This is a genomic window from Janibacter hoylei PVAS-1, from assembly GCF_004025845.1.
In the GTDB taxonomy this organism is placed as follows: Bacteria; Actinomycetota; Actinomycetes; order Actinomycetales; family Dermatophilaceae; genus Janibacter; species Janibacter hoylei.
Map to the genome: position 1 here is coordinate 48048 of NZ_PIPF01000012.1, position 15299 is coordinate 63346.

11 protein-coding genes are annotated in these 15299 nt (G+C 74.9%); 3 read left to right on the forward strand and 8 right to left on the reverse strand.

Translation table 11 applies throughout. The features are described 5' to 3' along the window. Positions 1–139: 139 nt before the first annotated feature. Positions 140–1096 (forward strand): TOMM precursor leader peptide-binding protein, encoded by a 957-nt coding sequence (locus CWN80_RS12440; protein ID WP_128277381.1) that lies wholly within the window; start codon positions 140–142, stop codon positions 1094–1096. Further along, positions 1093–2403: an ABC1 kinase family protein gene (locus CWN80_RS12445; protein WP_007929876.1), complete on the forward strand. Its 1311-nt coding sequence runs from the start codon at positions 1093–1095 to the stop codon at positions 2401–2403. Before CWN80_RS12440 ends, CWN80_RS12445 begins: the two co-directional genes overlap by 4 nt. 100 nt (positions 2404–2503) lie before the next feature. On the opposite strand, the gene CWN80_RS12450 is transcribed toward CWN80_RS12445, so the two are convergent. From CWN80_RS12450 to nudC, 6 genes are all read right to left on the reverse strand, one after another. Further along, positions 2504–3079, reverse strand: coding sequence for an HhH-GPD-type base excision DNA repair protein (locus CWN80_RS12450; protein ID WP_007929878.1), 576 nt, complete (start codon positions 3077–3079; stop codon positions 2504–2506). A gap of 127 nt (positions 3080–3206) precedes the next feature. Continuing rightward, on the reverse strand, positions 3207–3335 hold the full coding sequence (locus CWN80_RS15980) for a hypothetical protein (protein ID WP_259908690.1): 129 nt from the start codon (positions 3333–3335) through the stop codon (positions 3207–3209). A gap of 26 nt (positions 3336–3361) precedes the next feature. Beyond that, positions 3362–3640, reverse strand: coding sequence for a WhiB family transcriptional regulator (locus CWN80_RS12455; RefSeq protein ID WP_007929879.1), 279 nt, complete (start codon positions 3638–3640; stop codon positions 3362–3364). A gap of 113 nt (positions 3641–3753) precedes the next feature. Continuing rightward, a complete protein-coding gene (locus CWN80_RS15435) occupies positions 3754–3921 on the reverse strand; it encodes a hypothetical protein (RefSeq protein ID WP_156811819.1) in 168 nt (55 codons plus the stop codon). Positions 3922–4044: 123 nt separating this feature from the next. Continuing rightward, positions 4045–6195: an ATP-dependent DNA helicase UvrD2 gene (locus CWN80_RS12460; RefSeq protein ID WP_007929880.1), complete on the reverse strand. Its 2151-nt coding sequence runs from the start codon at positions 6193–6195 to the stop codon at positions 4045–4047. Continuing rightward, positions 6192–7139, reverse strand: a complete 948-nt coding sequence (gene nudC, locus CWN80_RS12465; protein ID WP_007929881.1) for an NAD(+) diphosphatase — start codon at positions 7137–7139, stop codon at positions 6192–6194. Before nudC ends, CWN80_RS12460 begins: the two co-directional genes overlap by 4 nt. Before the next feature lie 97 nt (positions 7140–7236). Here nudC and CWN80_RS12470 point away from each other — a divergent pair, with 97 nt between their 5' ends. Further along, on the forward strand, positions 7237–8742 hold the full coding sequence (locus CWN80_RS12470; RefSeq protein WP_157986933.1) for a phosphotransferase: 1506 nt from the start codon (positions 7237–7239) through the stop codon (positions 8740–8742). Between the two features lie 57 nt (positions 8743–8799). Here the strand turns inward: CWN80_RS12470 and CWN80_RS12475 are convergent, their stop codons facing one another. Both CWN80_RS12475 and CWN80_RS12480 read right to left on the reverse strand, forming a co-directional pair. Then, positions 8800–12054 (reverse strand): ATP-dependent helicase, encoded by a 3255-nt coding sequence (locus CWN80_RS12475; protein WP_128277383.1) that lies wholly within the window; start codon positions 12052–12054, stop codon positions 8800–8802. After that, positions 12051–15206: an ATP-dependent helicase gene (locus CWN80_RS12480; protein ID WP_238148231.1), complete on the reverse strand. Its 3156-nt coding sequence runs from the start codon at positions 15204–15206 to the stop codon at positions 12051–12053. The genes CWN80_RS12475 and CWN80_RS12480 overlap by 4 nt, the downstream gene beginning before the upstream one ends. Between the last annotated feature and the right edge of the window lie 93 nt (positions 15207–15299).

The window sequence follows — 15299 nt, forward strand, 5'->3', positions numbered from 1 at the left end:
GCGCAGGGCCACCTCCGTCCCCGCCGCATTTCCCTAGGGAAATGCGCACGTCGGGAGGGCCTGTGGATGACGCCGCAGCCGTCGCCACGATCTGCGCCAAGGTGGTCCCCACCCCCACCGAGCGAACGAGCGAGCGGCGATGCACCCACCTCCCCACCCACCACGCGGGGCGGCGCTGCGCCCCCTTCGCCGGCCCGACGGGAGTGTCCAGCTGGGCGTCGGTCCGCGGTCTCTGCGTCTGGTCGGCCTCGCCGACGCCGAGGTGCGCTGGCTCAGCACACTCGACCCCGACCGGGCTCTCACCGAAGCCGTCACCGCCGCCGCCCTCGAGAGCATCGAGCCGGCACGAGCCACCCTCGTCCTCGACCAGCTCGTGGCCTCCGGGCTCCTCGCACCGGTCGCCGACACCGGGCTGCCCCGCGTGGCGATCGTCGGGTCCGGCGCCCTGCCCGCCCTGCTCGCCGACGTCCTGCGGCAGGGCGGGCAGGTCGAGGTCACCCGGGTGCGCCTCGGTGGCGAAGGGGGTTCCCGTGACCTTGCCGTCGTCGCCAGCCCCGCACCTGCTGACCCCGCTGCGGTGCACCCCTGGCTCGCCGTCGGCACCCCGGTGCTGCCGCTGTGGTGCCAGCCCGCCCACGCGAGCATCGGTCCGGTGATCAGCCCCGGCGGTCGCCCCTGCCTGCACTGCCTGGACCTCACCCGAGTCGGGGTCGACCCCGACTGGCCCTACCTGCGAGCTCAGCTCACCCGCCCCCGGGTCGCGGGCCCCGAGCCGGCCGACGGCCTGCCCGCCGTCCGCCTGCTCGCTGCCGGCCTGACGACCGCACTCGTGCTCGACCACGTCGCCGGACGGCTCGGGACACCAGAGTGGTCCTTCGAGGTGGCGATGCCCGGGCCCACCCTCGAGCGTCACCGCTGGCCGGCACACCCCCGCTGCCCCGAGTGCGGCGACGAGGTCATGCCGGCCGACGAGGCCGAGCCGACCCTGGGGGTGGTCGGGTCGGGCGAGCGCCCGGAGGCCGGCGACGCGACGACGACGCCCCCGACGTCCGGGTCCAGCACCCGTCCAGCCCGGGACGACACAATGGCCGGGTGAACCAGATCCCCCGTGGAGCCGCCGGTCGTGCCGCGCGGCTCGCCTCGCTGCCGCTCGGCCATGCCGGGCGCAGCGCCCGTGGCGTGGGCCGGCGCCTGACCGGCACCCCGGCCGACGTCGTCAGCGAAGAGATCCAGCGCCGCACCGCGGAGCAGCTCTTCACCGTGCTCGGCTCGCTCAAGGGCGGCGCGATGAAGGTCGGCCAGGCCCTCTCGGTGCTCGAGGCCGCGATGCCCGAGGAGATGGTCGGGCCCTACCGCGAGATGCTCGTCCGCCTGCAGGACGCGGCTCCCCCGATGTCGACGGCCGAGGTCCACGAGATCCTCGCGCGTGACCTCGGCCGGCGCTGGCGAGACGAGGTGACCATCGAGGACCGGCCTGTGGCCGCCGCCTCCATCGGGCAGGTGCACCGCGGGGTGGCCGCCGACGGACGCACCGTGGCGGTGAAGCTGCAGTACCCCGGCGCCGACCGGGCGCTGCGCTCCGACCTGCGTCAGATCGCGCGGCTCGCCCGCGTCGCGACGACGTGGATGCCGGCGATCGACATCAAGCCCGTGACCGACGAGCTGCTCGCCGCTGCCGACGAAGAGCTCGACTACGGGCTCGAGGCGGCCAACCAGCGGGCCTTCGCCGAGGCCTACCGCGACGACCCCTTCGTGGCCGTGCCCGATGTCGTCCTGCAGACCCGGCACGTGCTCGTCGGCGAGTGGGTCGACGGCGCCTCCCTCGGCCAGGTCATCCGCGACGGCGACCAGGACGTGCGCGATCGCGTCGGGCAGCTCTACCTCGAGTTCCTCCTCGAGGGGCCCGGCCGGGTCGGGCTGCTGCACGCCGACCCGCACCCCGGCAACTTCCGGCTGACCCCCGACGGTCGTCTCGGGGTCATCGACTACGGCGCGGTCGCCCGCCTGCCCGACGGCATCCCCGACGTCGTCGGCCGCCTCGTGCGGCGGGCACTCGACGGCGACGCCCAGGGAGTCCTCGACGGGCTGCGCGACGAGGGTTTCGTCCTGCCCGGCATCGAGGTCGACGCCGACGAGGTGCTCGCGTACGTCCTCCCCTTCGTCGATCCGCTGCGCGAGCCCGAGCACGCCTTCACCCGCGAGTGGATGCGGGGTGCGGCCCGTGGCGTCACCGACCTGCGCGCCCCGGAGTTCGCCACCGGCCTACGGCTGAACATGCCGCGCGAGTACGCGATGATCCACCGCGTCTTCATCGGGGCGACCGGCGTCCTCAGCCAGCTCGAGGCCACGATCCCCGCCCGGGCGTCGATGGAGCGTCACCTGCCCGGCTTCGCCGACGCCTGATCCACCCGACCTGCGCATTTCCCTAGGGAAATGCGGTTGGAGGGTGGCATTTCCCTAGGGAAATGCGCAGACCGGGCCGACGAAGGGGGCGCAGCGGCCCCTAGGACTTCGCGGCCTTGGCCTTCGCCTTGGCGGCCTTCTTGTAGTCCCGCACCTCCTGCAGCGAGGTCTCGTCGGTGACGTCGGCGACGGAGCGCCGCGAGCCCTCCTCCGCGTAGGGGCCGATCGCCTCGCGCCAGCCGTCGGGACGCACGCCCAGCTGCTTGCCGAGGAGGGCGGCGAAGATGCGCGCCTTCTGGTCGCCGAAGCCGGGCAGCGCCTTGAGGCGGCGCACGACCTCCGCCGTCTCGACGCCGGTCCAGATGCGCGTCACGTCACCGTCGTAGTCGTCGCGCACCGCGGCCGCGACCGCCTGGATCCGCCCGGCCATCGAGCGGCCGTACCGGTGCACCGCCGGCGGCGTCGCACACAGGTCGGCGAAGGCCTCGGGGTCGGCGTCCGCCAGTCGCGCCGGGTCGAGCGAGCCGAAGCGCTCCTTGACCTTGGCCGGCCCGGCGAAGGCCCGCTCCATCGGGAACTGCTGGTCGAGCAGCATGCCGACGAGCAGGGCGAAGGGGTCCGACGACAGCAGCGCATCCGCGCTCTCGTCCTGGGCGATGCGCAGGGATCTGGCCATGGGGTCCAGCCTGCCACGACCCTCCCTTCGTCCTCCCCACCGACGACAACAGGCCCCACCCGGGGCATCGGGTGGGGCCTGTCGGCCTCTCGGGCGGAGTCGTGGTCGACACCGCCGCCGGTCGTGCTCATCGGAAGCTCAGGTGAGCGGGGCGGGGGTCCTGCCGGCGGGCGAGCAGCTCGCGCCGCTCGACCTCGGGGACGTAGGCCAGGGGCCGGTCCGTCGCCCGCAGGCGGGGCATCTTGGGGAACTTCATGTCGGTGCCTCCTCTCGTCATCTCGCTCAGGCGGGGATGGGGTGCTTGCGGGGGCGGCCGCGGGGCCGCTTGCGGGGGATGACCCGGCCGGCGTCGAAGAGCTCTCCGCCCCAGACGCCCCAGGGCTCGCGCCGCTCCAGCGCGCCGTCGAGGCACATCTGCTGGAAGGGGCAGTCCTGGCACAGGGCCTTGGCGTACTCGACGCCTGCCGGGGTCTCGGCGAACCAGATCTCGGGCTCCTCCGCCTGGCAGGGCGTGAGGGTGCTCGTCCGGTGTATCGGTGGGTGGGTGGTCAGTGCGGTCACGGGGTTCTCCTGACGCGGGGTGCGTGTGTCGAGCTGTCTGGGGGGACGACAAAGGCCGCGGTTCCCGGTGTGGGATGCCGCGGCCTGTGAGGAGACCTGTGGGTCCGTCTGGTCTAGACGGCAGGTCCTGCAGGGCGCGGGTCCACGACGAAGGGGGCCTTCGGGGCGGCGGCGGTGCGGCCGCGATCGGTGAAGACGCCGGTGGCGCCGCAGATGAGATCTGCAGACGGCACGAGGGCAGCACCGGACATCGGGATGAGGTTCATCGTGATGTTGTCCATGGGTCCTGCCCTCCTCTCGTCAACGCGCTCTTCGGATCACACGCGGTGTCCGACTGACAGGAACCAACGTAGACCAGCCCTCGGGGGCGTGCCAACCGAATTAAATTTTCGACCTTCGCGGGCTCAGGCCTCAGGTTCTCCGGCGGACGCCGCGGCGACCTCGTCAGGGTCCGCTCCACCGACGACGGCGAGCACCTGGTCGGCGTAGAGCGAGAGCTTGCGCGGGCCGACCCCGCTGATCGCCGAGAGGTCACGCTGCCCGGTCGGCTCGGCCTCGGCGATGGCCTCGAGCGTGGCATCGGTGAAGACGACGAAGGCCGGCACGGATGCCGCACGGGAGACGGCCAGGCGCCAGGCTCGCAGGCGCTCGAAGGTCGCCTCGTCGTAGGTCGGCGGGCAGTCGGGGCATCGACCGGAGGCCCGCTCGGTGGCGGTCGCGAGCTCGGTACCGCACACCTTGCACACCTTGGGGCGGGAGGGCTTGAGCGGGCCCGACCCGCGGGAGGAGCTGCTGCGCTTGGGGGTCGAGCGAGCGCCCTCCCCGAGGATCGAGGCGGTGTGGTCGAGGAATCGGCTGACCCGTCGGCTCGAGCGGGCGCCGGGGTTGCGGGCGCGCGACCACGACAGGTGGAGCACCTCGCGGGCACGGGTCACCCCGACGTACATGAGGCGCCGCTCCTCCTCGATCTCCTCCACACCCTCGGCCATGGTGATGGGCAGCAGCCCGTCGGAGCACCCGACGAGGAAGACGACGTCCCACTCCAACCCCTTGGCGGCGTGCAGCGACGCGAGGGTCACGCCCTCGACGTCCGGGGCGTGCTGCGCGGCGATCCGCTCGTCGAGGTCGCGCACGAGCTCGGGCAGCCGGGCCTCGGGGCTCGCGGCAGCCAGCCGGGCGGCGAGGTCGACGAGTGCCTTGAGCGACTCCCAGCGCGAGCGCACCGCGCCGGTGCCGGAGGGCGCGTCCTCGTGCCAGCCCATGCCGCCGAGCACGTCACCGACGAAGGCCGGCAGCGGCTTGCTGCCGTCGTCGGTGCGGGCCGCGCCTCGCAGCAGGAGGATCCCCTCGCGGACCTCCGAGCGGGAGAAGAAGCGCTCGCCGCCGCGCACGAGGTAGGGCACGTCGGCGTCGGCCAGCGCCGACTCGAAGGCCTCGGACTGACCGTTGGTGCGGAAGAGGACCGCGATCTCGCGCAGCGGCCGGCCCTGCCCGACCAGTTCCTTGACCTTGGCCGCCACCCACGCGGCCTCCGCCGGGTCGTCGTCGAGCGCGGTCAGCTGGGGCGGGGTCCCCCCTTCGCGCTGCGGCACGAGCTCGACGGACCCTCCCCGCCGCTGCCCGTTGGTGTCGGTGAGCATCCGGTTGGCGAGCGCGAGGACCGGCGGGGTGGAGCGGTAGTTGCGCACGAGGCGCACCGTGCTCGCCCCCGGGTGGTGGCGGGTGAAGCTCAGCAGGTGCTCGGGGGTGGCGCCGGTGAAGGAGTAGATCGTCTGGGCGGGGTCGCCCACGACGCAGATGTCGCCGCGCCCACCGAGCCACAGGTCGAGCAGGCGCTGCTGGAGCGCGTTGACGTCCTGGTACTCGTCGACGACGAAGTGCCGGTACTGGTCGCGCACCGTGCGGGCGATGTCCTCGCGCTCCTCGAGGATGCCGACGGTGAGCAGCAGGACGTCCTCGAAGTCGATGACCCCCCGCTCGCCCTTGACGTCCTCGTAGGTCGAGATGAGCCGGGCCATCGCGGTGTGGTCCATGCCGGGCGGCTCGCGGCGGGCCCGCCGGGCGGACGCGGCATAGGTCTCGGGGGTGAGGAGCGAGACCTTGGACCACTCGATCTCGGAGGCGACGTCACGCAGCTCGGATCGGTCGAGTCGCATGCCCATGCGGGAGGCGGCCTCGGCGACGGCTGGGATCTTCTGCGCCATGACCTCGGGCGCGGCACCGCCGATGGCCTGCGGCCAGAAGTAGTGCAGCTGTCGCAGCGCGGCCGCGTGGAAGGTCCGCGCCTGCACCCCGACGACCCCCAGGTCACGCAGCCGGGTGCGCATCTCGCCGGCCGCGCGGGCAGTGAAGGTCACCGCCAGCACCCGCTGCGGCTGGTAGGCGCCCGAGCGCACCCCGTAGGCGATGCGGTGGGTGATCGCGCGGGTCTTGCCGGTGCCGGCACCGGCGAGCACGACCATCGGTCCGCAGGGGTTGGCGGCGACCTCGCGCTGCTCGGGGTCCAGAGCGTCGAGGATGTCGTCCGCGGACTGCGGGCCGGTCACGTCGATCACCCGGGCAGCCTCTCACCCTCCCCCGACACCTCGTCCAACCGCTGCCCGAGCCAGCCCTCGATGAGGCGGCCCGAGATCGACAGGCGCCCCGCCGCGCGCACGTAGCCGTCGAGCAGCTCGCGGCGGAAGTCCTCGCGGGTGAACCAGCGCGCCTCGGCGATCTCGTCGGGCTGACAGGTCAGCTCGGTCGTCGTGGCGCGAGCGGTGCAGCCGAGCATGAGCGAGGCGGGGAAGGGCCACGGCTGGTCGGCGACGAAGCGCACGTCGGTCACCGACACCCCCACCTCTTCGCCGACCTCGCGGGCGACGGCACCGGCGATCGTCTCGCCGGGCTCGAGGAACCCGGCGAGGACCGAGAAGCGCCCTTCGGGCCAACCGACGTTGCGGGCGAGGAGCAGGCGGTCGCGGTCGTCGGTGACGGCCATGATGACCGCAGGGTCGGTCCGCGGGTACTGCTCAGCGCCGTCGTGCGGGCAGCGTCGCACCCAGCCCGCCTGGGCGACGTCGGTCGGCTCGCCGCAGCGGGGGCAGCGCGGGTGGCGCACGTGCCAGTTGGCCAGGCCGAGCGCGGTGGCGAAGAGGGTGGCCTGCGCCGCGGGCAGGTCGGCGGCGACCTCGCGGAGGCTGGCGAAGGGGGCGGCGTCGAGACGTTCTTCGCGCGGCACGGGTGTCCCGGGCGGGGTGGGGCGGCAGACGGCGAGGTGCGCGGTCCCGTCGAGCCGGCCGAGGTAGAGCAGGAGGCCGTCGGCGTCGCCGGGCCGGGGCGCCCGCAGCGCGAGGGTGCGGTCGGGCTCGAGGGCCGCACGGTCGCCGACCAGGTCGAGCACGCGGGTGGCGGGGTCGGCGAGCAGGGTCTCGAGCAGCCCCGGCTCGCTGCGCGCGGGACCGTCCCGGTCGATGGCGGAGGCGGTCATGGGCAGGTCGTGCATCGGGTCGTGGTCCACGCTCCCCACCCTAGGGAGGTCCGCGGGACCGGGCTGGATCGGTCGGCGAAGGGCGTTGCTCCCCAGTTCGGCGGCCCGCGCCTCGTACGGTGGGCGGGTGACCTCTCGTGGACCGCTGACTCTCGCCGCACTGGCCAGCGCTGCCGTGCCCGGCCTCGACCCGACCTCCGTCGAGGGGGTCATCGGGACCGGACCCGCACGTCCCTACGACGTCGCCTTCGTCCAGGACCACGAGCACCGCCGCTGGGTCATCCGCTGCCCGCGCACGCCCGCGGCCTCCGCCGGCCTCGAGCAGTCGGCCGCGCTGCTGGCCCTGCTGAGCCGTCGCCTGACCATGCCCGTCCCGGCCGTCAAGGGCTGGGTCCCGCTGCCCGAAGGGGGCCGCGCCGCCGTCAGCGCCTACCTCACCGGCCGTCGGGTCGAGCTGGCCTCGATCGCCCCGGGCTCCGCGCTCGCCTCCGGTCTGGGGCGCGCCCTCGCCCAGCTGCACAACCTCGACCGACGCATCTTCGAGGAGGCCGGAGTGCCGGTCTACGAGGCGGAGGCCTACCGGACGCGTCGCCTCGCCGAGCTCGACCGGGCCGCCGCGATGGGGCGCGTGCCCACGGGTCTGCTCACCCGCTGGGAGCGCACCCTCGAGGACCTGTCGCTGTGGCGTTTCACGACGACGCCGACGCACGGGGCGATCGGCGGGGGCACCGTCCTCGCGACCCCGGACGACGGCGAGGAGCCGGAGATCAAGGGCTTCCTCGGTTGGGAGTCGGCCCAGGTCGCCGACCCGGCCGACGACCTCGCCGCGCTCGTCGACGAGCTGCACCCCGAGGCCCTCGACACGGTCATGGAGGCCTACGCCCACGCCCGTGCCGACCGCCCGGACCGTCACCTGCACCGGCGGGCCCGACTCGTGCACGAGATGTCGCTCGTGCGCTCGATGATGACGGCCGTGGCCGCCGGCGACGACGAGGCCGCCGAGGACCTCGCCCGGCAGCTGCGTCGCCTCGACGACCGGCTCGCCGACGAGGAGGACCTGGCTCCCGCACCGGTCGGTGGCGCTGCGGCAGGGTCGGCCGCCGACGAGGAGACCACGGGGGACGACGCCCCCGCCGCGCAGGAGACGACCGAGGGGTCCGAGCAGAGCGGTACGGCCGAGGCGGCACAGACCGAAGCGTCCGAGCAGGACCCGACCGCGCAGGACCCGACCGAGCCGGACGCAAGCCAGCCGGACGCGGCCGAGGCGGACCCGACCGAGCCGGACGCGAGCCAGTCCGAGGACACCCCGCAGGGCGAGCTGGAGCCCGACGCTGCCGAGTCGGACGAGGCCGTGGAGATCGAGCACGTCGGCGAGCCGACCCCAGCCACCCCGACACAGGCCGGCACCAACTCCACGATCGAGCCCACCGCCAGTCAGCCCGGTGCCGACTCCGACGCCGGCCCCGAGGACCGCACCTCCGGCGCGCCGACCGAGGCGCCCGGCGCAGCCACCCCCGAGCGCCCGCGCACGCAGGTCCGGCTCGGTCCCCCGAGCGACCACGAGACCGCGGAGATCACCCCGCTCGTCGGTGACGACGGCGACGACGTCGTCCCGCCCTCGCCGCGCCGCTGACGGGCCCCGCCGACGCGGCCGGTCGGCCCCGCCGGCGCGGCCGGCGCGGCCGGCGCGTCAGGCGACGACCTCCCCGAGCAGCGTCACGAGTTCGTGCTCGTCGAGCAGGCGCGGGCGGATGGTCTCGCCGGTCGCGGCGTGGAAAAAGGCTCCTCGCACCCGCTGCGGGTCGATCCCCCGCCACCGGGCGTAGGCGATGCGGTAGGCGGACAGCTGCACGGTCCGCACGGCGCCCTCTCCCCCGCGGGGCGGACGCCCGGTCTTCCAGTCGACGACCGTCACCCCGCCGTCGTCATCGGCGAAGACCGCGTCGACCCGACCGCGGACCGCGTGGCCGCCGAGCACGATCTCGAGCGAGAGCTCGACCTCGACCGGCACCCGGTCAGCCCACTCGCTCGCGAGGAAGTGCTCCTGCATCGCGGTCAGGTCGGCGTCCCCGAGCGACTCGTCGGCGCTGCCGGGCAGCTCGAGGATGTCGACGAGGCCGGCGCGGGCGTAGTGCTCCTCGACCCACGCGTGGAAGGTCGTGCCCCGGCGTCCGGCGACCTGCGGCGGCTGCGGCATGGGGCGGCGCAGGTCGAGGGCGAAGGCCGACGCGTCACGGGCCAGCGAGACCAGCTGCGAGGTCGACAGGTGCGCCGGCAGCTCGACGCCCACGTCGGCCTCACGTGCCCGGCGCCGGGCCTCTCGCTCGGCGAGCAGCACCCGCATCGTGTCGTCGAGCTCGTCCTGCCCGGGCTCGTCCACCTCGAGGTCACCCGCGCCACTCAGCTCCATCCTCGCCGCTGCGGCCTCGAGCCCCGGCCGCTCGGGTGCAGGGTCACCAGCGGGCCACACGACCTGGCGCTCGACGGCCAGCGCCGGGTTGGTCGCCTCGGCGGTCTCGGGCATGTCGGCCCAGCCGAGCACTTCGACGGGCCCGGCCTCCCGCGCCTCGTCGAGGAAGCGTGAGGGCACACGCGGCTGCTGCCCCGTCGCCCCCCACACCCACGAGCCGAGCAGCAGCTGGCTGCGGGCCCGGGTGAAGGCGACGTAGGCCAGCCGGCGCTCCTCGAGCAGGCCGTGGTCGCCGTTGGCCGCCCGGTACCGCTTGAGCTCGTCCTGCAGCGGCTTGACCTCCCCGAGCGAGAGGTCGAGCTGCGGCAGACCCGCGCGGTCCCCGCGGAGCGGGAAGGGCACCCCGTCGAGCCCGGTGATCCAGCCCGAGTCGTTGACCTGACCGACGCTCCACCGCCCGTCCTTGAAGGTCGAGCGCGACAGGTGCGTGGGGAAGACGCCCTCGGAGAGCCCCGGCACGGCGACGACGTCCCACTCGAGCCCCTTCGCCGCGTGGCAGGTGAGGATCTGGACGGCCGCCTTGGTCGGCTCGACGACCGGCTTCTCCAGCCCGCGCTCCTGCTGCACCGCCGCCTCGATCCAGTCGATGAAGCCACCGAGCGTCGGTCGGTCGGCGCTCGCGGCGAACTGCGCCGCCACGTCCGCGAAGGCGTCGAGGTGCGCCCGCGCCGCCCCCGGTGACCAGTCCGGTCGTGCGAGGACCTCGATGTCGACCCCGAGCTCGCGCTCGGCCTCGCCGACGAGGTCGGGCAGCGGCATCCCCGCCTGCCGACGCAGGCGGGCGACCATGCCCGCGATGTGCTGCAGCCGCCGCAGCGCCGTCTCGGAGATGCTCTGGCCGTCATCACCGCGCCACCCCGGCTCGGGCAGCCGGTCGAGGGCGTCGATGATCGTCACCGCGTCGTCGGGCCCCGGCGGGGCGGCGTCGTCGCCGAGCTCGGCTCGCGCCTGCCGCGCGAGGTGACGCGCCCAGGCCCCGAGCCCGTCGAGGTCCGCCGGCCCGAGCAGACCGGGCGGGCCGGTGAGCAGCCGCATGAGCCGGTCGCCGCGAGCGGGGTCCTGCACGACGGTGAGCAGCGAGATGACATCGGCGACCTCCGGCGTGAGGAGCAGCCCACCCAGACCGACGACCTCGTGCGGGATGTTGCGGGCGGCGAGCGCCTCCGCGACGAGGGTGAACTGGCTGCGCTTGCGACACAGCACCGCCGCCGTGCGCCGCCCGTCGCCACGTCGTGCGGCGATCCAGTCGGCGATGTGCGCCGCCTCGTCGTGCGCGGTCTCGACCCGCAGCGCCTGCACCTGCCCGCGGCCGGCCCCCGGCCGAGCACGAAGGGGGGTCACCGGCACCCCCGTCACCGCCCCGAGGGGCCCGGCGACGGCATTGGCGACGGCGAGGATCGACTCGTCGTTGCGCCAGCTCGTCGACAGGTGCTTGACGGGAGCGGCCTCCCCTTCGGTGGCGAAGGCCTGCGGGAAGGTCGCCAGGGTCGTCGAGCTGGCACCCCGCCAGGCGTAGATCGACTGGTGCGGGTCGCCGACGGCGGTGACGGCAGCGGGGGCCTGCCCCTGCGGGGCGAAGAGCTCGCGCATGAGCACGAGCTGGGCCTCGGAAGTGTCCTGGAACTCGTCGAGGAGCACGACGCGGAAGCGCTCGCGCTCGGCGCTCCCGATGTCGGGGAAGCGGGTGGCCAGCGCTGCCGCCAGGGCCATCTGGTCGGAGAAGTCCATGACCGAGCGCTCCCGCTTGATCTCGCGGTAGCGCTCGACGATCGGCAGGACGAGCCGCTGCTGCTCCATCGGCGTGATGACCTTGCCGGTGAAGTCCTTGGTGAAGCCCTTGCCCGTCGCGCCGACCGTCGCGAGGTGCCCGAGCGTGCGGCCGGCGAAGTCGTCGACGTCCGCCGGGGTCAGCAGGTGCTCCGCGAGCTCACCGGCGAGCGACACCACGGCATTGGTCACCGTCGACTCGGTCTTGTCGATGTCGGCCATCGGACCGTCCCACGCGACGACGACCTCGTGCGCGAGCTGCCAGGTCGCAGCCTCCGAGAGCAACCGGGAGTCCTTTTCGTAGCCCAGCCGCAGCGCGCCCTCGCGGACGAGCCGCCCGGCGTAGGCATGGTAGGTCGAGATCGTCGGGGCACCCCCGAGGCCGTCGGCCTCACTCTCCTGCGGAGGCGACCACAGCCCGGCCGACTCGAGCGTCGCCAGGCGGCGGCCGACGCGCTCGGCGAGCTCGCCCGCCGCCTTGCGGGTGAAGGTCAGGCCGAGCACCTGCTCGGGGGCGACGAGATGGTTGGCGACGAGCCAGACGACCCGCGCGGTCATCGTCTCGGTCTTGCCCGAGCCGGCCCCGGCGACGACGAGCAGCGGCTCCAGCGGAGCTTCGATGATCTCGCGCTGCTCGTCGGTCGGCGGGTGCTCCTGGCCGAGGGCGCGAGAGAGCTCGACGGCACTGATGCGGGGCGGGGTGGTCATCGCAGCCGCCCTCCTTCCTCGTGGGCGGGGCAGGACGAGCGGACCGGGCAGACGCGGCACCGGTTGTCCTCGGGCGAGGCGACGAAGGTCGCCGCGGCCATCCCCTCGGCCGTGTCGGTGATGAGGTCGTGGAAGTGGCGGGGGTCGTCCCCTTCGCCGATCGGGGGCTGCTCCTGCACGGCATTGCGCCCCGTGCGGGCCCGGCCGAGGTGGACGAGTGCCGCGCCGGCGCCGTTGCGGCCGTGCTCGGCGAAGCCGCCCTCCGCGATCGCCACCTGGTACGACCCCAGCTGGGGGTGCTCCAGCAGGTCGGCGGCCGTGGGCGCCGAAGCCCCGGTCTTGTAGTCGATGACCCGCAGCCGACCCTCGGCGTCGGCCTCGAGCCGGTCGACGCTGCCGCTGAGCACCGCCCGCCCGAGCTCGACCCTGAAGCGTGTCTCCGTGGCGACGGGCCGCCAGCCCTCGACGCTCGCCCTCCGGTGGTACTCGTCGAGCCAGTGCACCATCGCGCGCGCCCGCTCGAGCTTCTGGTCCGTCACCCAGCCGGGTGCCATGCCGAGCTCGGGCCAGCGCCGCTGCAGCTCCTCGACGAAAGCCTCCTCGCCGGCGTCGCCGAGCTCGTGGGCGATGTCGTGGACGAGGGAGCCAACCTCCTGCGAGACGCTGCTCGGCCCGTCACCGCCGGCGGACTGCAGCAGCCAGCGCAGCGAGCACTCGCCGAACTGCGCGACCTTGGAGGGGCTGACCCGCACCGGGTCCTCGGGTCCGCGCAGCGCGCGGGTGTCACTGAGGTCGCGCAGCGCCCACCAGGTCGCCGGCGAGGCCCCCGGCACCCCGGCTGCCGCCAGGTGGGACAGCCGCGCGACGGCGCGGGCGACGATCTCGGGCTCCTTGTGGGCCAGTCGCTGCCGCAGCACCGCGACGAGGCCGGTGAGGTCGAGGGGAGCGGGCACGTCGGTCGGCTCACGGCGCACGCCCTCCTCGTCCGGCGGGTCGACGAGGTCCAGGTAGACGGAGGGCTGCTCGTCCTCCGCGGCCACCGCGGTGACGACCACGTGGTGGCTCGCCCGCGTCAGCGCGACGTGGAAGAGGCGGGTCTCGTCGTGCCGGACCGCCGCCGCGGCGCCCGCGCCGGTGCGGTCACGCCCGGTGACGACGTCGACGAGGCGCTCCGAGCCGAGCAGGGACCCGCGCAGCCGCAGGTCGGGCCACACCCCCTCCTGCACCCCGGCGACGACGACCGTGTGCCACTCGTTGCCGGCCGCGGTCTGCGGAGTGACGAGCGCGACGGCGTCGGGGTCGGGGCTGCGGGCCGCGAGCGAGTCGGCTGCGACGGCTTGGCCGGCGACGGCGTCGAGGAAGGCGTCGGGGCCCGACCCGGGGAGCGCGTCCTGGTGCGCCGCCGCAGCATCGAAGAGCGCGACGACGGCGTCGAGCGCCCGGTCGGCGCGGGCACCGGCCGCACCACCGGCGAGCGCGGTGGCTCGCCAGGCATCGGCGACGCCGGCGGCCTGCCAGAGCTCCCACAGGACGAGCTCGGCGCTCACCCCCTTCGCCCATCCGGGTCCGTCGTCCGAGGTGACCGCGGCCGCGCGCCCCGCCGCGAGGACACGGGCGAGGCGGTGCAGAGGCTCCGCGTCGTCGCCGAGGTGGGCGAGGCGGTCGGGGTCGAGGACGAGCTCACCGAGCAGGTCATCGCTCGTCCGCGAGCCACCTGCGGCCAGCTCCTCCTGCCGCAGCGTGCGGCGCAGCCGGCGCACGGCGACCGTGTCGGCCGCGACGAGCGGGCTCGCGAGCAGGTCGACCACGTCGGCCGCGGGCACCGACTCCAGCTGCCCCCGGGCGAGCTCGACGCAGAGCCCGAGCAGGTGGAGCAGCGGGCGCGCGCTCGGCTCGTCGCGCACCGGCACGCGGTGGGCGTCGCCGAGCACCGGCACACCCCGGGCCGCGAGCACCCGGCGCAGCGTGGACTGCCGCGCGGCGCCCCGCACGACGACGGCCATCCGGTGCCACGGGACCCCGCGCAGCAGGTGCGCCTCCCGCAGCCGGTGCGCGATGAAGGCCGCCTCCTGCGCGCTCGAGTGGAGCACGTGGGCCTCGACCTCTCCCCCGGGCGCCGCCGGGCTCGCCCCGCGCTGGCGCCCGCCGCCGAGCGCAGCGATCTTGGGGACCACGCGCGCTGCGGCAGCGTGGACCCGCTCGGGCAGGCGGTGGCCCTGACCGAGCACGTGGGTGGTCGTCGCGCGTCCGGGCCAGTCGTCGACGAGGTGGTGCGGGTCGGCCCCGCGGAAGCCCTGGACCGTCGCGTCGGGGTCACCGACGAGCACGAGGTCGAGCCCCTGACCGGTGAGCGCGCGCAGCAGCCGCGCGCCGGGGGCGGTCAGCTCGTGGGCGTCGTCGACGACGACCGCCCGCAGCCCGGCGCGCACGCGCTCCCGGGCGTCGGGATCGTCCTCGAGCAGCTCGGCGGCCGCGGTGAGCACCCAGGCCGGGTCGAAGGCTCCCGGGCGCGAGAGGGCGGTCACCTCGTCGTACTCGCGGGCGACCTGCGCCGCCGCGACCCACTCGGGTCGGCCGTGCTCGCGACCGAGCGCCTCGAGGTCGTCCGGCGAGACGCCGTGCTCGATGGCGCGCATGAGCAGGTCGCGCAGCTCTTCGCGGAAACCGCGCGTCGTCAGCGCGTCGGCGAGGTCGTCGGGCCACCGCGGACCGGAGCCGCTCTCGCGGTGCCCGGCGAGCAGCTCGCCGAGCACGAGGTCCTGCTCCGCGCCGGAGAGCAGGCGCGGGGCGGGCAGGCCCTGGAGCGCCGCGTGCTGCCGCAGCACCGCGAAGCCGAGCGACTGCATCGTGCGGGCCATCGGCTCGGTCGTCGCGCCGGTCAGCCCCGCGGTGACGGCGTCGCGGGCCGCGGCTGCCGAGAGCCGCGTCGCGGCGACGAGCAGCACCTCCCCCGGCCCGCCCGCGCCCTGCGCGACCCGGTCGAGCACCGCGGCCACGGCCACCGTCGTCTTGCCCGTGCCCGGCCCGCCGAGCACGCGCACGACGTCTGCGCGGGCGGCGACCGCGGCCGCCTGGTCGGCGTCGAGGTCGGGCGCCTGCGACCCCGGCAGGGTCGAGGGGCGCAGGAGCACTCGGGGCAGGTGGTCGGTCACGTCCCCATCCCACCACCCGACCCCGACAGCCGGCCCCACCACCCGGACCGTCGCCCGGCTGTCGCTACCCACAGGTAGGATCGTGTGACCCAC